25 protein-coding genes and 1 riboswitch are annotated in these 17355 nt (G+C 63.5%); of the genes, 19 read left to right on the top strand and 6 right to left on the bottom strand.

What is annotated here, in order from left to right; genetic code table 11:
* The first annotated feature begins 11 nt into the window (after positions 1-11).
* From EN869_RS23505 to EN869_RS23490, 4 genes are all read left to right on the top strand, one after another.
* The gene (locus tag EN869_RS23505; protein WP_167507110.1) at positions 12-527 is read left to right on the top strand and encodes a DinB family protein; all 516 of its coding nucleotides are present in this window, start codon (positions 12-14) and stop codon (positions 525-527) included.
* Positions 528-938: 411 nt separating this feature from the next.
* Positions 939-1298, top strand: coding sequence for a hypothetical protein (locus EN869_RS23500; protein WP_189341269.1), 360 nt, complete (start codon positions 939-941; stop codon positions 1296-1298).
* A gap of 270 nt (positions 1299-1568) precedes the next feature.
* Entirely contained in the window at positions 1569-2165 is a 597-nt protein-coding gene (locus tag EN869_RS23495; protein ID WP_127228365.1) for a glutathione S-transferase, read from the top strand.
* A 270-nt stretch (positions 2166-2435) separates the two neighbouring features.
* Positions 2436-2804 (top strand): TfoX/Sxy family protein, encoded by a 369-nt coding sequence (locus EN869_RS23490; RefSeq protein WP_127228364.1) that lies wholly within the window; start codon positions 2436-2438, stop codon positions 2802-2804.
* A 72-nt stretch (positions 2805-2876) separates the two neighbouring features.
* Here the strand turns inward: EN869_RS23490 and EN869_RS23485 are convergent, their stop codons facing one another.
* Positions 2877-3524: an outer membrane protein gene (locus EN869_RS23485; protein WP_127228363.1), complete on the bottom strand. Its 648-nt coding sequence runs from the start codon at positions 3522-3524 to the stop codon at positions 2877-2879.
* Between the two features lie 411 nt (positions 3525-3935).
* Between EN869_RS23485 and EN869_RS23480 the strand changes: the two genes are divergently transcribed.
* The 10 genes from EN869_RS23480 (at position 3936) to EN869_RS23435 (ending at position 10915) form a co-directional block, all read left to right on the top strand.
* Positions 3936-4700 (top strand): SDR family oxidoreductase, encoded by a 765-nt coding sequence (locus EN869_RS23480; RefSeq protein ID WP_127228362.1) that lies wholly within the window; start codon positions 3936-3938, stop codon positions 4698-4700.
* Positions 4697-6778, top strand: coding sequence for an excinuclease ABC subunit UvrC (gene uvrC, locus EN869_RS23475; protein WP_127228361.1), 2082 nt, complete (start codon positions 4697-4699; stop codon positions 6776-6778). Before EN869_RS23480 ends, uvrC begins: the two co-directional genes overlap by 4 nt.
* Before the next feature lie 163 nt (positions 6779-6941).
* Complete coding sequence (gene pgsA / locus EN869_RS23470; RefSeq protein WP_127228360.1) at positions 6942-7538, top strand: CDP-diacylglycerol--glycerol-3-phosphate 3-phosphatidyltransferase; 597 nt, start codon at positions 6942-6944, stop codon at positions 7536-7538.
* 5 nt (positions 7539-7543) lie between these two features.
* Complete coding sequence (gene moaD / locus EN869_RS23465) at positions 7544-7801, top strand: molybdopterin converting factor subunit 1 (RefSeq protein ID WP_127228359.1); 258 nt, start codon at positions 7544-7546, stop codon at positions 7799-7801.
* 1 nt (position 7802) lies between these two features.
* Entirely contained in the window at positions 7803-8279 is a 477-nt protein-coding gene (locus EN869_RS23460; protein ID WP_127228358.1) for a molybdenum cofactor biosynthesis protein MoaE, read from the top strand.
* A gap of 294 nt (positions 8280-8573) precedes the next feature.
* Complete coding sequence (locus EN869_RS23450; RefSeq protein ID WP_127228356.1) at positions 8574-8987, top strand: YbaY family lipoprotein; 414 nt, start codon at positions 8574-8576, stop codon at positions 8985-8987.
* 223 nt (positions 8988-9210) lie between these two features.
* Positions 9211-9480, top strand: a complete 270-nt coding sequence (locus tag EN869_RS23445; protein WP_127228355.1) for a hypothetical protein — start codon at positions 9211-9213, stop codon at positions 9478-9480.
* Between the two features lie 79 nt (positions 9481-9559).
* Positions 9560-9622, top strand: a riboswitch (Fluoride riboswitch).
* A gap of 98 nt (positions 9623-9720) precedes the next feature.
* Positions 9721-10113 carry a fluoride efflux transporter CrcB gene (gene crcB / locus EN869_RS34560; protein WP_127395068.1) on the top strand — a complete coding sequence of 131 codons (393 nt, stop codon included), beginning with the start codon at positions 9721-9723 and terminating at the stop codon, positions 10111-10113.
* Positions 10114-10116: 3 nt separating this feature from the next.
* On the top strand, positions 10117-10557 hold the full coding sequence (gene crcB, locus EN869_RS34555) for a fluoride efflux transporter CrcB (protein ID WP_127395069.1): 441 nt from the start codon (positions 10117-10119) through the stop codon (positions 10555-10557).
* A 13-nt stretch (positions 10558-10570) separates the two neighbouring features.
* Positions 10571-10915 (top strand): DUF190 domain-containing protein, encoded by a 345-nt coding sequence (locus tag EN869_RS23435; protein WP_127228354.1) that lies wholly within the window; start codon positions 10571-10573, stop codon positions 10913-10915.
* Positions 10916-11028: 113 nt separating this feature from the next.
* On the opposite strand, the gene EN869_RS23430 is transcribed toward EN869_RS23435, so the two are convergent.
* Positions 11029-11235, bottom strand: coding sequence for a hypothetical protein (locus EN869_RS23430; protein ID WP_127228353.1), 207 nt, complete (start codon positions 11233-11235; stop codon positions 11029-11031).
* Between the two features lie 184 nt (positions 11236-11419).
* Positions 11420-11842: a nucleoside-diphosphate kinase gene (gene ndk / locus EN869_RS23425; RefSeq protein ID WP_127228352.1), complete on the bottom strand. Its 423-nt coding sequence runs from the start codon at positions 11840-11842 to the stop codon at positions 11420-11422.
* A 126-nt stretch (positions 11843-11968) separates the two neighbouring features.
* Between ndk and EN869_RS23420 the strand changes: the two genes are divergently transcribed.
* Positions 11969-12235, top strand: a complete 267-nt coding sequence (locus EN869_RS23420) for a hypothetical protein (protein WP_127228351.1) — start codon at positions 11969-11971, stop codon at positions 12233-12235.
* A gap of 20 nt (positions 12236-12255) precedes the next feature.
* Here the strand turns inward: EN869_RS23420 and EN869_RS23415 are convergent, their stop codons facing one another.
* Together EN869_RS23415 and EN869_RS23410 are read right to left on the bottom strand one after the other, a co-directional pair.
* Positions 12256-12552, bottom strand: a complete 297-nt coding sequence (locus EN869_RS23415) for a DUF1905 domain-containing protein (protein ID WP_127228350.1) — start codon at positions 12550-12552, stop codon at positions 12256-12258.
* Between the two features lie 15 nt (positions 12553-12567).
* On the bottom strand, positions 12568-13260 hold the full coding sequence (locus EN869_RS23410; RefSeq protein ID WP_127228349.1) for a glutathione S-transferase family protein: 693 nt from the start codon (positions 13258-13260) through the stop codon (positions 12568-12570).
* A 61-nt stretch (positions 13261-13321) separates the two neighbouring features.
* Here EN869_RS23410 and EN869_RS23405 point away from each other — a divergent pair, with 61 nt between their 5' ends.
* The 3 genes from EN869_RS23405 (at position 13322) to EN869_RS23395 (ending at position 15861) form a co-directional block, all read left to right on the top strand.
* Positions 13322-13831 carry a DinB family protein gene (locus EN869_RS23405; protein WP_127228348.1) on the top strand — a complete coding sequence of 170 codons (510 nt, stop codon included), beginning with the start codon at positions 13322-13324 and terminating at the stop codon, positions 13829-13831.
* Between the two features lie 321 nt (positions 13832-14152).
* Positions 14153-14806 (top strand): hypothetical protein, encoded by a 654-nt coding sequence (locus EN869_RS23400; RefSeq protein WP_127228347.1) that lies wholly within the window; start codon positions 14153-14155, stop codon positions 14804-14806.
* 269 nt (positions 14807-15075) lie between these two features.
* Positions 15076-15861: a GGDEF domain-containing protein gene (locus EN869_RS23395; protein ID WP_127228346.1), complete on the top strand. Its 786-nt coding sequence runs from the start codon at positions 15076-15078 to the stop codon at positions 15859-15861.
* A gap of 41 nt (positions 15862-15902) precedes the next feature.
* On the opposite strand, the gene EN869_RS23390 is transcribed toward EN869_RS23395, so the two are convergent.
* Positions 15903-16322, bottom strand: a complete 420-nt coding sequence (locus EN869_RS23390; protein WP_127228345.1) for a hypothetical protein — start codon at positions 16320-16322, stop codon at positions 15903-15905.
* Positions 16323-16514: 192 nt separating this feature from the next.
* Between EN869_RS23390 and EN869_RS23385 the strand changes: the two genes are divergently transcribed.
* Complete coding sequence (locus tag EN869_RS23385) at positions 16515-17330, top strand: sterol desaturase family protein (RefSeq protein WP_127228344.1); 816 nt, start codon at positions 16515-16517, stop codon at positions 17328-17330.
* Positions 17331-17355 lie beyond the last annotated feature (25 nt).

Below are 17355 nucleotides of genomic sequence, written 5' to 3'. Positions count from 1 at the left end.
GCGCATAGACGCTGCTGAAGAGCCTGCTTGCCTATCAGGCCTGGGCGAACGATGAGCTCGCGGAAAAGCTTGCCGGGATGGATCCGGTTCGCGATGCCGGGGAGCGCCATGCCGCGATCCGGCTGATGAACCACATCCATGTCGTGTCGCGGATCTTTGCCGCGCATCTGAAGGGCGTTGCCCATGGCTATGCGAGCGACAACACCGAGGAAATGCCGGAGCCGGCTGCTTTGCGCGCCGCGATGTCCGAGGCAGACCGCTGGTATCTCGACTATCTCGAAATCGTTTCGGAGCAAGAGCTTGCCGAGCCGGTCGCCTTCACCTTCACCGACGGCGACAAAGGCGGCATGACGCGGCAGGAGATGCTGACCCACGTCGTCCTGCATGGCAGCTACCATCGCGGCGAGATCGGCCGCATGGTGGTGCGGATCGCGGTCTCGCCGCCCTGGGACACCTACGCCGTGCATCTGCACCGAGCCGAGCCGGCGCGCCGCCTCGGGGGCGAGCGCGAGCCGGCGGAGGTCTGACGGCAGCGCTTGAATATGAGCTTGAAGCTCGCTTTTCACCAAGCAAGCTTTGCCCTCCGCGCGCTGCAGGATCATCTGTAGATGTTTGTGCTGGACAAGATGAAACGAGCGGTCGACGGCTTCTTCTTTATTGTGAGCACTGCGCTCACATTCCGATATAGGGTTATGCTGCGGGTTGATGGATGATCAGGCGATAGATGCCGGGCGAAAATCTGTCCGGCCAGCCGTCACTTCGAAAGTGACAGATTCGCTCACAATTTTTCAATGAGATGCATCTTCATGCGTTTTGCGTAACCAAAATTCAATAACTGAAAATCATTGTGTTGCTTCGCTGGCTAGACAGTCGCGAGTCAGATATGCATAGACACGCCGGGTCACTCACGACCCTCGGCAAAACGCAAGGGGCATCGCATGGCAAAGACGACAACCAAGGCGCCGGCGGCGAAAGCGCCGGCAAAGAAGCCGGCAGCTAAGGCTGCCGCGAAACCTGCAGCAGTGAAGAAGGCAGCACCGAAGGCAGCCGCCAAGGCTCCGGCCAAGGCAGCAGCGAAGCCTGCGGCTAAGCCGGCCGCGAAGGCTGCGGCCAAGCCCGCCGCCAAGGCAGCAGCTAAGCCGGCTGCAAAGGCAGCAGCCAAGCCCGCCGCCAAGAAGCCGGCAGCGAAGGCCGCAGCCAAGCCCGCCGCCAAGGCTCCGATGAAGGCCGCCGCCGCCAAGGCTCCGGCCGCCGTGAAAAAGGCAGCTCCGGCCAAGAAGCCGGCCGCCAAGAAGTAATCGCGTAGCTTCGCGCGCGAACCGCAAGGTGAGGGCGGGCGCCATTCAGGCACCCCTCTCGCCAAATTCGGTGTCTGAGCGAGCGGAGTCGGAGCGGACGCTCCTCCTAAAGCTCTCGGAAATTTTGCCGCCAGGCAAAACTTCCGGGAGCTTTTTCGTTGCGGTAGCGAGCTCCGGCAAAAGGCATTGGCTAATCCGGATCGGCTCGCTGGGCCGTTGCCCCGCAGACCCATTCGGGCAACAGTCCGGCAAACAATTGGGAAGCCGATCATGCCGAAACTGCTCTATGCGTCCACGTCCCCCTACAGTTCGAAGGTCCGCATGGCCGCCGCCTATGCCGGCATCGGCATCGACCTTGTGCCTATAAAGACCGAGGAGAAGCCCGCCGAACTGATCTCGGCCAATCCGCTCGGCAAGATCCCGGTGCTGGTCCTGGAGGATGGTCGCACGATCCACGACAGCCGCACTATTACCCAGCATCTCAACCGGCTGTCGAAGAACGCGCTGTTCCCGCGTAACACGGACAAGCGGCTCGAGGCGGAGGTTCTTGAGGCGCTCGCCGACGGCATCTGCGACTGCGCGCTGTCGATGGTCTATGAGCGGCGCACGCGGCCGGAAGAGATGGTCTACCAGCCCTGGCTCGACCGCCAATGGACGAAGATCACCACGGCGCTCGACCTGCTCAATGCCAACCCGCCAAAATTGCCGAAGAAGATCACCGCCGGCCACATGGCGCTGCGCGCCACCCTCGGCTATCTCGCACTGCGCTTTTCGGGCCAATGGGAGAAGGGCCGCAGCCGCCTGGTCCGCTGGGCCGCAAGGTTTGATGAGAAATTTCCGGAACTGAAAGCGAGCGTGCCGGGGTAGGTACAGCCAATCTCCCCCCTTGTGGGGGAGATGCCCGGCAGGGCAGAGGGGGGCGCTGTCCCGCCAGCATCTCAGTCATTGCCAAGCATGCGCTGCCATCAAAGACAAAGATCGACAACCTCGAAAGTTGGCGTTCCTTCGCGCCCCCCTCTGGCCTGCCGGCCATCTCCCCCACAAGGGGGGAGATTGGCAGCTTCGGCCTCGCGCCCACCTTGAACCCCACCCCCTTCCGTGCTTGCCTGACATCACCCAATTCGCGGAGTGCTGAGCATGGCAAAGCCCTCAACCAGCGTCGCGCCCGACCCGATGGTCGCGCGTCTGCGCGCCGCCCTCGGCAAGCGCGCGTTCACCGAGCAGAAGATGTTCGGCGGCACCTGCTTCATGATCAACGGCAATATGCTGATCGGGACCTCGAAGCGCGGACTCCTGGTGCGTGTCGGCAAGGATGCGCATGCGGCGGCCGCGGCTCTTCCTCATGCGAGCACGATGGAAATGGGCGGCCGCTCCATGGAGGGCTATATCCGTGTCGCGCCGGAGGGCACGGCGAGCGATGCGGATCTCACCGGCTGGCTCGATCGCGCGCTGGCCTTCGTCGGGACGCTGCCGTCGAAGGTGAAATCGGCAAAGAAGCGCGCCTGAGCCGAGGCAAGCGCCGCCACAAAAAAAGCCGGGCGCAAGGCCCGGCTTTTCCGTGTCGTGGCTTCTAACGACTTAGAACTTCATACCGACGCCGAAGGTGACGCGGTTGTCCGAGGACTTGACCTTGCCCGTGTCGCCGAAGGTCTTGCTGCCGTAGTCGGTGTAACGATACTCGACGCGGCCGAACACGTTGTCCGTGATCTTGATGTCGGTGCCCGCGCCGGCCGTCCAGCCGAGCATGCCCTTGCTGTCGTTCACGCCGGTGACGCTATCATCGATCTTCTGGTTCTTGGCAGCGAGACCGCCCGTGCCGTAGAGCAGGATTTCCGGGGTCACGGCATAGCCGAGGCGAGCGCGCAACGAGCCCTCGATGCCCGACTTGGCGGACAGGCCATTGTCCGAACCCTTGGTGCCATTGTAGCCGAGGTCGGCTTCAGCACCGTATACGAAGTTTTCCTGCTGCCAGTTGTAGCCGCCGAAAACGCCGCCGATGAAGCCTTTGGTCTTGGCGTCGACGCCCGGGGCCTTCACATGACCGCCGAAGCCGTAGCCGAGATTGATACCGGCATAGGGGCCGGCCCAGGAAGCGACCGGAAGCTCGGCAACCGGGGCGGGAGCCGGCGGCTCTTCGGAAACGACGTCGGCCGCAAAAGCGGTACCAGCAAAGGCGAACAGCCCGAGCGCGGCGGCAAGCGGCGCGAATTTAAGATTGGTCTTCATTGTTATACTCCTTAAGCCACAAGACACTTAGGCTTGGTTGTTCATGAAACGCCCCGGCCCGTCCGGGGGGATAAACGAGCCTGGCGTTTAACGGTTCCGAATGTCGTGCTGAAATGCGGCTGAAGCGAACCTGAACTTGGGTCATTCCCCGGCGCGAATGAGGCCGAAACTTGACGTTGCATCTTCGCAACAGCGAATGTCAGCAGGCTAATCATGTTGCGCTGCACACCGCTTGGTTCAAGGGGTGCTGGGACATATATTGCGGTGTGCGACGCGCCGAATCCGGTGGATCGGATGCGCCTACGAGCCGCTTCGCCACATTCCTGCCCCAGGTGGAAATGGCATTTAACGCTTGGCCCGTCATATTGTGCCGGCATCCCGGAATCGTGAAGCCGATTGAGGATTGACAAGATGAGACAAGCCACTGCCGTCGCGCTGGTGACGGGTGGAGCAAGGCGGATCGGCAGGGCGATCGTCGAGGACCTGGCAGCCAATGGCTTCGCCGTCGCCATCCACGCCAACCGGTCAAGCGACGAGGCCGAGGCGTTGGCCAGCAAGATCGCGGGTGAGGGTGGCCGTGCCGCCGTGGTCGCCGCCGACCTTACCGATATGGATGCGGTCGGTGGTCTCATAGGTCGCGCGCAAGCCGCGCTCGGTCCTGTGACGCTGCTGGTCAACAACGCGTCCTTGTTCGTCGACGACCGCGTCGAGGATTTCGACTGGCAGGCCTGGGACCGCCATTTCGCCATCCATGTGAAGACGCCGGCGCTTTTGGCGCAGAATTTTGCGAGTGCGCTGCCGCAGGGCGAGGAGGGGCTGATCGTCAACATCATCGACCAGCGTGTCTGGCGGCCGACGCCGCGCTATTTCTCCTATGCGCTGTCGAAATCGGCGCTGTGGACGCAAACGCAGATGCTGGCGCAGGCACTCGGGCCGCGCATCCGCGTCAACGCCATAGGCCCAGGCCCGACGCTGAAGAACAAGCGCCAGGATGACGATGATTTCGAGAACCAGGTCGAGGGCCTGATCCTGAAGCGCGGCCCGCAATTGCCCGAATTCGGTGCCACGATCCGCTATCTCTGGCAGGCGCGCTCGGTGACCGGCCAGATGATCGCGCTCGATGGCGGTCAGCATCTTGCGTGGCAGACGCCCGATGTGACAGGCATGGTGGAATGAGTCCCGCAGCCCAAAAACACAGACGTAACGGCGCCGCCGACGACCTGCCGCCCGATGTGGATCTCGACGTCGAGGACGAGGCGGCCGAGGAGATCGTCGAACCCGAGGCTTTGCCGACCGGCCCCGACGTCGCCTTCACGGCCATCGACTGGACGCCGCATGCCGGCGATGCCGACGGCATGGTCGGCGCCGAGGTGATCCAGACCTTCGTCAAGCGGCTGCCCAACCAGCCCGGCGTCTACCGCATGATGAACGCCGCCGGCGACGTGCTCTATGTCGGCAAGGCGCGCAGCCTGAAGAAGCGCGTCACCAATTACGCGCAAGGGCGGTTCCACACCGCCCGCATCGGCCGCATGGTGCGCGAGACGGCGACGATGGAGTTCGTCGTCACCCGCACCGAGATCGAGGCGCTGCTGCTCGAGGCCAACCTCATCAAGCGGCTGAGGCCCCGCTTCAACGTGCTGATGCGGGACGACAAGTCGTTCCCTTATATCCTGCTCACCGGCGACCATGTCTCGCCCGGCATCTACAAGCACCGCGGCGCGCGCTCGCGCAAGGGCGACTATTTCGGGCCTTTCGCTTCCGCTGGCGCGGTCGGCCGCACCATCAATTCGCTGCAGCGCGCCTTTCTGCTCAGAAGCTGCACCAACTCCTTCTACGAGAACCGCACGCGGCCTTGCCTGCTTTACCAGATCAAGCGATGCGCCGGTCCTTGCACCGGCGAGATCTCGCATGAGGGCTATGCCGAACTGGTCGCGGAAGCCAAGGATTTCCTGTCCGGCCGCAGCCAGAAGGTGAAGACTGAAATCTCGGCCGCCATGCAGCAGGCCTCCGAGGAGCTCGATTTCGAGCGCGCCGCCATCTACCGCGATCGTCTTGCGGCGCTGTCGCATGTGCAGGCGCATCAGGGCATCAATCCGCAGACGGTGGAGGAGGCCGACGTCTTCGCCATCCACCAGGAGGGCGGCCAGACCTGCATCCAGGTGTTCTTCTTCCGCACCGGCCAGAACTGGGGCAACCGCGCCTATTTCCCCAAGGCCGATCCGGCGCTGGAACCGGCCGAGGTGCTGGGCTCGTTCCTGGCGCAGTTCTATGACGACAAATTGCCGGCGCGCACGCTGCTGCTGTCGCAGACCGCGCAGGAACAGGAACTGCTGGCGGAAGCGCTTTCTACCCATGCCGGCCGCAAGATTACGATCTCTGTGCCGCAGCGCGGCGAGAAGAAGGACCTGACCGATCACGCGCTGCAGAATGCGCGCGAGGCGCTCGGCCGAAGGCTCGCCGAGACCTCGACGCAGGCGCGACTGCTGCAGGGATTCGCCGAAACCTTCGGCCTGGCAAAACCGCCCGTGCGCATCGAGGTCTATGACAACTCGCACATCATGGGCACCAATGCGGTCGGCGCCATGGTCGTCGCCGGGCCGGAAGGGTTCGTGAAGAACCAGTACCGGAAATTCAACATCCGCTCGACCGAGATCACGCCGGGCGACGATTTCGGCATGATGCGCGAGGTGATGCAGCGGCGTTTCTCGCGGCTACTCAAGGAGCATGGCGACGAGCAGCCCGGCGCAACCACGGACGACGCCGGAGACGAGGATCTGGTCGCCGGCAATGGCGGCTTCCCGGCCTGGCCCGACGTCATCCTGATCGACGGCGGCCAGGGCCAGATGACGGCGGTGCGGCAGATCCTTGCCGATCTCGGCGTCGAGGACCGCGTCACCGCGATAGGCATCGCCAAGGGTCCCGACCGCGATGCCGGACGCGAACGCTTCTTCGTCAAGGGCAGGGAAAGCTTCATGCTGCCGGTGCGCGATCCGGTGCTCTATTTCGTCCAGCGCCTGCGTGACGAGGTGCACCGTTTCGCCATCGGCTCGCACCGCGCCCGCCGTAAGAAGGAGATGGTCAAAAGCCCGCTCGATGAGATCGCCGGCATCGGCCCCGGCCGCAAGCGCGCGCTGCTGCTCGCCTTCGGCACCGCCAAGGCGGTCAGCCGCGCCGCGGTCGAGGACCTGGTCAAGGTCGACGGCATTTCCGAGCACGTGGCGAAGCTGGTCTACAATCATTTTCATGAGAGCTGAGGCCTGGCTTCAGCCACGCAAGTTTCATGGCACGGGCTGCGGGCGGAGAGGGCGCGGCCGACACAAACGCCATTTTTGGCTGGTCAATCGAATCTCGGCTGTTGACCCCCTACATTGGCTTCTGATTTGAGTACCTCTGGCGGAGAAGATTTCCCGAGACGACATGGCACAGCGCGCGTTCAACCTGCCGAACATCCTGACCTACGCCCGCATCATCGCGGTGCCGCTGGTCGTGCTGTGCTTTTTTCTCGAAGGCCACCTGAAGTCGTCCGACTTCGCCCGCTGGTCGGCGCTGGCCATTTTCCTGCTCGCCTCGATCACCGATTACTTTGACGGCTATTTTGCCCGCGCCTGGCAGCAGACCTCCAACATCGGCAAGATGCTGGACCCGATCGCCGACAAATTGCTGGTCGCCACCTGCCTGCTGCTGCTCGCCGCCGACACCGATCGCCATGGCGGCATCGCCGGCTGGTCGCTGTGGGCGGCGATCATCATCTTGTGCCGCGAGATCCTGGTTTCGGGCCTGCGCGAATATCTGGCCGCCTTGAAAGTGTCGGTGCCGGTCACCCAGCTTGCCAAATGGAAGACCACCATCCAGATGGTTGCCATCGCCTTCCTGCTGGTCGGCCCGGCCGGCGACAAGATCTTTCCGCTGACCACCCAGATTGGTCTGGTGCTGCTGTGGGTCGCCGCGCTCGTCACACTCTACACCGGCTATGATTACTTCCGCGCCGGCCTCAAGCACATCATGGACGAGTGAAGACAATGTCCACGAAGCTCATCTATTTCGCCTGGGTACGCGAGCGGATCGGCAAGCCGGAAGAGGATGTCGAGCTGCCGGCCGGCATCGAGACGGTTGCCGACCTGCTGCGTTGGCTGAGATCGCGCGGCGAGGAATATGAGAACGCGCTGCAATATCCGGACGTCATCCGCGTCGCCCTCAACCAGGAACATGTCGGCCACCGCGAGAAGATAGCGGGCGCGCGCGAGATCGCGCTGTTTCCGCCGATGACCGGAGGCTGAGATGGCCGGCGTCGTGCCCGCCATTCGCATCCAGCGCGAGGATTTCGACGTCGCCGCCGAGATCGCCAGCCTGACCCAGGGCCGGACCGATATCGGCGCCGTGGTCACCTTCTCCGGCCTTTGCCGCGACGAGCAGGGCGCGCTGTCGGCGCTCGAGCTCGAGCACTATCCCGGCATGGCCGAGGCCGAGATCGGCCGCATCGCCAGGGAGGCCGTCGAGCGCTGGCCGCTGCAGGGGCTCACCGTCATCCATCGTCACGGCAAGATAAGACCGGGCGAGAACATAGTGCTGGTGGTCGCGGCCTCGTCGCACCGGCAGGCGGCCTTCGAGGCGGCGAATTTCCTGATGGATTATCTGAAGTCGCGCGCGCCCTTCTGGAAGAAGGAGCATCTTGCCGACGGCTCAGAGGGCGGCTGGGTCGAGGCCAAGGAAGCCGACGATCACGCGGCGGACCGCTGGAAGAAGCCGCGTGAATAACCACGGCCGGGAACATGGTTTCATGTCACAATGACTCGCCCTCTATTCCCGTGCCAGTGTTGTCGTTCGCTCGCCGTAAGTGAGCCGGGCAACTATCAAATCTGCCAAGAATGCGGGTGGGAAGACGACCCGGTGCAGGCCGCCGACCCCGATTATGCAGGCGGGGCAAACGAACTCAGTCTAAATCAATACCGCGATCGAATTTCAAACGAGGCCACCGGTTGCGGCCATTGAACGACCGCAATCCTTCCCGACCTTGCCAATCGGGTCTGATTTACTTGGGCGTGCAATCTCGTGCTGGATCGCATCGCGGAATTCTTCCTCTTCGGGCTGGTGCCGCTGGTCGTCGGCGTGCTGGCCGTGCCGGAAGTGATCAAGGCCGGGGAAACGACGATTGCCGGCGAGGTGACCTACCGCGAGCGCATCGCCCTGCCGCCGGACGCCGTGCTGGTGGTCGAACTCGCCGACGTCTCGTTGGCCGATGCGCCGGCAATCGTCATCGCCAAGCGCAGGATAGCGCCCACCGGCCAGATGCCGATCAAGTTCGAGATCGGCTTCGACCCCAAGGCGATCCACAAGGGCCGGACCTACGCGCTGCAGGCGCGCATCACTGTCGGCGAGCGGCTGATGTTCATCAGCGATGGCCGCCATCAGATCGATCCGCTGGAGGCCAAGCCGCGGACGGTGGTGATGAAAATGGCGCGCTGACGGCGCGCGCCGGCCCGACTGCGCGAAGCTTGCCGTCGCCGACAAGGACGGCCGCCATACCCTGCGCGACTTTTCAACCTGGAAACCGTGTTCGCCGGAATAAACCGGCGGCGCCGAGCGTTGACTTATGCAGATGGCGGGCAGGCTAAGGGACAAACGTCCCTTCACTTAGGCCGCCGGACCGAATGCGCGGGATCGATCTGGCACTCAATGGAGACCAGATATGAAAAAGCACACGCTCATTCTCGCAATCACAGGCGTATCGCTGATGGCCTTCGCCGGTTTTGCCCGTGCGGACGATCATCTGTTCAACGCCACGCAGCATGGCCTCAGCCCCGACAGCCAGCCTTTCCAGACCAACAAGGCCGGCCATGGCGGCGACCTTGCGCCTGGACAGGGCAGCCCGTTCACCGGCGAGGAGACGAAGACGCCGGCCACTGACACTGCGGCGGCGAACGCCCACGCGAACGTGAAAGACCGCCAAGCCAAATGACGTCTGCCCGCCGGGGGGCCGGCGGGCTTTTCATTGAGGCGAGTCGCAATTGACCGCGCCGCCGCAACCGCCTAGGTTCGCCAAAAATGGGGATGGGGTTCCCCCGAAACCGCCCTTACGGGCTGATGACTCCTGCCAGGCGTGCTCTCGCGCGGCAGGATTTGTTTTTTCCGCACGCATCACGTCTTCTTTGCTGACACGATTCCCAATCGGAATCGTCTGTTGAGAGGTTGCGAAGCGATGACCCTTGCGGCTTGCGCCCTGGTCCTGATCGGCGGTTTCTTCGGTGGTATTTCCCGCTTTTTCCTGTCCGGCGTGGTCGGCCGTGGTGTCGGCGAGACCTTTCCCTGGGGCACGCTGGCGGTCAATATCTCCGGCGCCTTTGCCATCGGCGCCTTCGCGGGTGCCGCGCGAGCGGTGGGCGGCGTCTTTGCCAGCGATCTCGTCCGCGACCTGATCGTCGTCGGCCTGTTCGGCGGCTACACCACGGTGTCGTCCCTCTGCTTGCAGACGCTGAACCTCGCGCTCGAAGGCGAGGGGCGGCTTGCCGCCTTCAACGTCGTTGCCTCTTCGGTGCTATGCGTCGTGTTCGTCGCTGCAGGCTTCTGGGCTGTCGTCTGGATCGTGGGGTAAGGCATGTCCGGGAGCGACAGACAGATGGCGATGCGGCTTTATCTGGCGGTCGGCTGCGGCGCAGCGATCGGCTCGCTGGCCCGCTTCCTGTCGGGCTATGTCATCGTCTCGCTGCTTGGCCTGAACGCGCTTTGTTCGACCGCTTTCGTCAATGTCGTCGGCTCGTGGGTCATCATGGCCTTCGCCACGCTGACCGGGCCGGATGGCCGCCTGATGGTCGGTCCCGTCACCCGCAATTTCGTCATGGCCGGCTTCTGCGGCGGCCTCACCACGTTTTCCGCGATGAGCCTCGACACTTTCATCCTGCTCTTCGAAGGCGACTTACGGCTGGCCGCGACCTATCTCGTTAGTGTGGTCGTGCTGTCGCTGGCCGCGGCGTGGCTGGGCTATCTCATGGCGTCGAGGCTCAACCGTTTGCCAAAAGGTGGTCAGGCCAACAGCTAATCAGGAGGAGAACATGGAACTTCCCGCGCAATGCGCGCTGCTCAGGATCTTCTTCGGCGAGGACGATAGGGCTGCCGATGGCACGCCGCTGCATGAGGCAATCGTCATCAAGGCGCGCGAGACCGGCATGGCCGGCGCCACGGTGCTGAGGGGTCCGCTCGGTTTCGGCCGCTCCAGCGTGCTCCATACCGCCAAGATCCTTCGCCTGTCGCAGGATTTGCCCATCGTTGTCGAGATCGTCGACGCGCCGGAGAAGATCGACGCGCTGATCCCCGAAATCAAAGCGCTGACCAGGACGAAGAGCTGCCTGATCACCAGGGAAAAGGTCGAGGTCATCCGCTACGGCGATGGGAACTGAACCGGCTGCCCATGAGAGCAATTCCAGGAAAAGTGTGAGCGGTTTTCCGTCCGGAATTGCGTAAAAACAAAGAGATAGAGCGTGTCGTCGCTTGCGTGAAACGGTGAAGCGCTCTAGCCGCCGCGAAGACGGCGGCCGATTGTTCCTTCATCGAAGATACCGGCGGAAAAGAGTCTCATGGCCTCGATCGCCAGCTCCGATGCCTCTGGGCTGCCCACGACAATGCCGCGCTCTTCGCAGACCTGGTCATAGATACGTTTCAGCAGGACGAGATCGTCCGGATAGGCAACGCCACTTTTAGAAACATGAGGCTTGATCATGCCTCCTACCCTCCTATCGGGCGGAAGCGCGATGGTCGCTCACAGCCGGCGACGCCCTTGGCCATATGTCGCCGATGCCGCTGAAAACTAGGGTGTTCGGCGAGCTTGTCCACCACCCACCAAGCAAAGAGGCGACCCGGCCGGACCGGATCGCCTCGATGTATCGAGCCGGAATGTCGGCGGCTCAGCCGAAGATTTCGGTGTCGGAGAACCAGTACTTGATCTCCTGCGCGGCGGTTTCCGGAGCGTCGGAGCCATGCACCGAGTTCTCGCCGATCGACAGGGCGTGGACCTTGCGGATGGTGCCGTCGGCGGCGTTGGCCGGGTTGGTGGCGCCCATCACTTCGCGATTCCGGGCGATGGCGTTCTCGCCTTCCAGCACCTGCACGATGGTCGGAGCCGACGACATGAACTCCACCAGCTCGCCGAAGAACGGGCGATCCTTGTGGACAGCGTAGAAACCTTCGGCCTCGCGGCGGCTCATCCACACGCGGCGCGATGCGACGACGCGGAGGCCGGCATCTTCCAGCATCTTGGTGATGGCGCCCGTCAGGTTGCGCCTGGTCGCGTCCGGCTTGATCATGGAGAAGGTGCGTTCGATCGCCATAGGGTCGTCCTTGTTTCTGGGAATGGAAATTGGAGTGGCGGGCTCTATACAAGCCGCTTGGCGGCTTGCCAAGGGGAGGCGGCTTCTGGTCAAGGCGGCCCTTTTGCGGGATAATTAGACGGCTGCATGCGCCTCGAGCGCCTGGTTCCCGGAGCGCCTGTGGCGGCGGAGCCGGAGGCGATGAACTGGCCTTATCTCAGACGCGGCGACGTGGCGGGCATTGTCCTAATGGCGCTCATGTGTGCTGTGATCGCCTTCTTCCTGCTGATCCTCGCGCCGCGGGAGCACAATTTCGGCTTCGGCCCGGAATGGCAATGCGCGCGCATGGGCGAAGGCGATCCGATCTGCGTCAGGCTTGTCGATAAGGACGCGGCGAAGGAACGCCAGGACTGACCTCTGAGCGGTGAAATGCACTAAAGCTCGACCTCAATGGTCAGCGCCGGCGCGTCGCCAGCCTTTAGGCCTTCGCGCTGACGCACCGATGCCTTGACCGGCAACAGCAGGCTGCCGGACGCCTTGTCGGGAAAGAGCGATGTTTGCCACCTCGTCTTGCCGATGATCGCTGTCACGCCGAGCGAGCCCCATGGGCGGGCAAGTCCCGCCATCGCCACCTTGATCCGCGTCGCGACCTCCGTTGGCAGCGTCACGAAATGCCAGCCGCCCTTGCCGGGATAGACCCAGATCGCGGCCCGCATCTCATGGCGCAACATGGCGACGCTCGCGCCTTACGCCGCTGCCGCGACTTGCCTGCCGATCCCGCCATGCAGGTCGAGGCAGCGCTCGAACCAGCGGGCGATGCTGTCGCTGCTGTCGAGCAGTTGGAAAGGCGAGGCGATACGACCCCACTGCAGCGCCCCGAACACGATGTAATCGGCAAACAGCGGCGCCTCGCCGCCGATGAAGGGCTGGTAGGTGAGCGTGGAACGCAGCGGCTCCAGCGCGGCGCGGAAGGCTGAGAGCCCGGCATCGCGGTTGGCCACGACATCTTCCAGCCGCTTGCCGTAGCGCTGCTCGCGGCTTTCGCGGAAATAGGCGGCGTTCGCCTCGTCTTGCATGGCATGCAGACCGGTCAGCGCCACCGTCGCGACATAAGGGTGGATGGTCAGCTGCGACCAGCGCTCGATGAAGCGCGCCATCGCCTTGCCGCCTTCGCCGGCAAACAGCGTCGGCCGATCCGGATAGACTTCGTCGAGATAGAGCGCGATGGCGAAGGAATCGGCCACCACGCGCTCGCCGTCGCGGATCACCGGCACCGTCTTCGACACGCCGCCCTCGACGCCAGGCACCTCCAGGAAGCGCGTCGGCACCTTGGTGGCGGGGAGCCCCTTATGCGCCAGCGCCATCTTGGTCTTCCAGCAATGCGGGCTGAACGGGCGTTCGGCGTCATGGCCGACGAGGTCGTAAAGCAGAATGGTCATTGGCGGGTCCGTTGCTGCGGGTTACGAAGGGTCCGGATTCGAGTTGAGCCGGGTGGGAAGAATGAAGCAGCATTTCATGATGTTTGCGGCCTACAATCAATGGGCCAACGGCCGCCTCTACGATGCCGCCGGCGACCTCGGCGAGGACGAGCTCGGCCGTGACGTCGGCGCCGTCTTCGGCTCGATGCTCGGCACCCTCAACCATCTGCTCGCCGTCGACCGCGTCTGGATGAAGCGCTTTACCGGCGAGGGCGACGCGCCTTCGAACACCGCCGCCATCCTTTATCGAGCCTTGCCCGCCCTGAAGCAGGCGCGCGAGGCCGAGGACATGAGGATCGTCGACTGGGTGGGCGGCATGGGCGACAAGGCGATTGCCGGCCGCTTCTCCTACATGACCGTCGACATGCGCACCGTCTCGCAGCGGCTTTCGCCCGCCCTCAGCCATTTCTTCAACCACCAGACCCATCATCGCGGCCAGGCGCATATGGTGCTGACGGTGCTTGGCCGGCCTTCGGTGCCGCTCGACCTGATGCTGTTCCAGCGCTCCGAGGAAGGCCGCGCCTACGCCTGAGGCGTGTTGGGCGGAAGAAGCCCTCGGCGCCATTTTTAATCCGGTGGTACCCGGTCAAGTAATATATCGAACGACCCTGTTCATAAGGCGATCGAATCGTAGCCAAGGGTGTATTTAAGCACACTTACAAATTTAGGAAAAGTCTAATACATTTTAGCAGACAGAAAAAAGCAATCGAAAACTACAACTTTATTCATTCGCAAGCGCAGAGGAAACCACGCGAAACTTCGCGCGTAACTCATCCGTGTATTCCGCGCTGGCACGCAGGCAATGCTTGCATGCAGAAGTGCTTAATATGCTGTCTTTGAAAAGGAGAGTGTCATGCGCAATATCGCTAAGAAAGTCGCCGCGACCCTTACCTTTGGCACGATTGTCGCCATCTTGGCCGTGCCTGCGAGCGCAGCGGGTTTGGGCGTCGGAGCAGGTGCATCCGTCGGCGGGTCCGGCGGCGCTAACGCCGGCGTCGGTGCATCTGTCGGCGGGTCTGGTGGCGTCAACGCTGGCGTCGGCGCGTCTGCAGGCGGTGATAGTGGCATCAATGCCGGTCTCGACGCCTCGGTTGGCGGGACGAACGGCGTGAACACCGGCGCGGCCGCGTCGGTCGGCGGCTCGAATGGGGTCGACGCAAACGCCACCGTGTCGATCGGCGGCTCCAGTGGCGTCAACGCGAATCTCGGCGCCAATGTCGGCGACGGCGTCAGCGCCAGCGCGGATGCGAATGTCGGCGACAGCGCCAAAGCGACCCTTGGCCTGGGGATCGACGACGAAGCCGGGGTCGGCGTGGGAAGGTTCTCTACACTGAGCACGCCGAACACAGTAGGAATCCCGGGGACTCCCGCCGTGAAGAATGCGGTGGCTCAGATGTCCGGCACCAAATTGACCCGGATGAAGAAGCGCTGTGCCGACGTGCTCTCCAGCGAAGCAACCTATGATGCCGATCTGAGGGCGCTCTGCCTGATGATTTCGCGTCGCTGATGCATGCCGCAAGGCAACGTCTCGGCGGTCGGACCAGCTGTGAGGTTCCGCGGCATTCTCCTACGATGTCGCCGGCTGGGCCGGCGGCACGCCGACGAGAGCCCCCGGCCAGTCGGGAAGCCCATCGCAGCCGTGGTGGGCCTTCTGGTTGGCTGCCCCGGGAGGCAGCGATGAAGGAGAATTAACCAAGTTCTCTGACTGGTATGTATATTAGCAGTTCGTTTGCCTTCCCGACGGCAAGATGTCCCTGACGTCACGGGAGCAATGGCATGCGCATCGATTTGTCCCCGACAAGTTGGGGCAGGGTCGTGGTGGTTACCGCCGCGGGCACCGCCTTTTTCATTGCCGCCGCTTTCTTCGTCGATTCCTTCAATTTCCCCTCGCTGTCGCCGCAGGCGCTGCTTTGGGCGCAGCTCACGGATCTTTTCCTGCCACTGATCCTTGGTGGCTCCTTCCTGTTCTTCCTGATGTGGAAGATGCGTCAGCTGGCGATCGCGCAGAAGGAACTCAGCGTCATCGCCGCGACCGACAGCCTGACGGCGGTTTTCAATCGTGGCGCCTTCTCGATGCTGGTCGAGGCCTATCTCGAGCAGGCACGCGGCCAGGCCGTCGCCGATGCCGGCGCGCTGCTGATCGTCGACGCCGATCACTTCAAGTCGATCAACGACCGTCTCGGCCACGACTGCGGCGACCAGGCGCTCCGTTTGATCGCAGCCACGATCAAGGGACAACTGCACGGCGCCGACATAGTGGGGCGCATCGGCGGCGAGGAATTCGCGGTCTTCCTGCCCGGCGCCGATGCCGCGCGCTCCTTCCTGGTCGCCGAATCCATCCGGCGCCGCATCCGCGAGGCCGAATTCGCACCTGGTGGCCGGCCATGCCCGCTTTCGGTGAGCATCGGCGGCATCGCCTTCAGCGGGCCGACGACCTACCACGACATGTTCCAGGTCGCCGACCGCCATCTTTACAAGGCCAAGTCCAACGGCCGCGATCAGGTGAGCTTCGAAAGCCCGCGCAGCGTGCTTGCCGGCGACGCCGCCGGCACCATGCATTAACCGCGCCTCGCAGCGCGGCTTGAACACACGCCGCCGCGCGGTCAACGATGGCTGCGGTTGAGCAGCGGCCGGTGCTGGCGGATGAGTTGGCGCTCGACGTCGAGACAGCGCCGGATCAGGCCCGCCGCCGTCGGCGTCGGTTCCGGCTGATGCACCACCGCCGTCAGCGTGCCATGCTCGGGGAGCAGGTTGAGCCACTTCAACGCTTCCCATTTAGGCGTCGCGCCGCCGCGGCCGGCAAGGCTGCGGTTGATATAGCCGGGATAGGAAAGCAGGCGCTTGCCGGCCGAGGCGCCGCAGGTGCCGATCCTGACCGGCTTGCCCCCGGCGGTGATCCAGGCATAGACGGCTTCGCCGAGTTCGCACACTTTCGGGTCGGTTATCGTCACCCGGATTGACGATTTGTCCCGGCTGAGCCGCATTTCGGCCGCCGGCTTGAAACGCTCGCGATCGAGAAACATCCGCCCTCCTTGCCGCGGGTCCGCAACTGGCATGGTGAACGCGGATGTTCCGTGCGCTGTTTCACGCAGCAGTCAAAAAGTTTCACGGCATTTCGGGGCAAGCAGCCGCGATGCATGCCAGGGGCATCAACGGTCCGTTCATCCTTTGGCGGCTAGTGTCAGCGGCTGACCTCAGCCGATCCGCGAGCGACCGTGTTCGATCTTATCGACTTCAAGGCGGTGCTGGTCATCGCGCTCATCTTCATTCCGCTGGAGCAGCTCCTGCCGCTGCATGCCGAACAGCCGGCGACGCGCCGGCATTGGCTGAACGACGTTTTCTACCTGCTTTTCAACGGCATCGTCATCAAGATCGGCATGTTGCTGGTGATCGGCGCGGCTATGTTCGTGGTGCGGCGCTTCGTTCCCGAGGCGCTCACCGCCTCTGTGCAGTCGCAGCCCTTGTGGCTGCAGGCGATCGCGGCTCTGCTCGTCGCCGACATCGGCTTTTACCTTGCCCATCGCGCTTTCCACGCGGTGCCGTTCCTGTGGCGCTTTCACGCCATCCACCATTCGATCGAGGAGATGGACTGGCTGGCTGCCCATCGCGTTCATCCGGTGGACCAGATCCTGACCAAGTCGGCTTCGTTCCTGCCGCTGTTCGCGCTGGGTTTTTCCGGCGAGGCGGTTCTCATCTACGTGCTGATCTATCACTGGCAGTCGGTGTTCATCCACTCGAACACGCGCATCAGGTTCGGACCGCTGAGATGGCTGATTGCCTCGCCGCAGTTCCATCACTGGCACCACGCCAACGAACGCCAGGCCTTTGACAAGAACTTCGCCGCCCAGCTGCCCATTCTCGACCTGATCGGCGGCACCTTGTTCATGCCGCAGCGCATGCCGGAAAAATACGGTGTCGACGAGCCGGTGCCCCAGCTCTACCACCAGCAGCTCGTCTATCCGTTCGTTGCAGCGGCCGAGCCGTCCGCGCCGATCGCTGAAGCCGCGCCGGCAGCCGCCAAGCCGGAATGACGGCACGAAAGGGCCCGCCCTCGAA

This window comes from Mesorhizobium sp. M2D.F.Ca.ET.226.01.1.1 (genome assembly GCF_004022705.2).
Lineage (GTDB): Bacteria > Pseudomonadota > Alphaproteobacteria > Rhizobiales > Rhizobiaceae > Mesorhizobium.
This window is presented reverse-complemented; position numbering and strand designations above follow the sequence as displayed.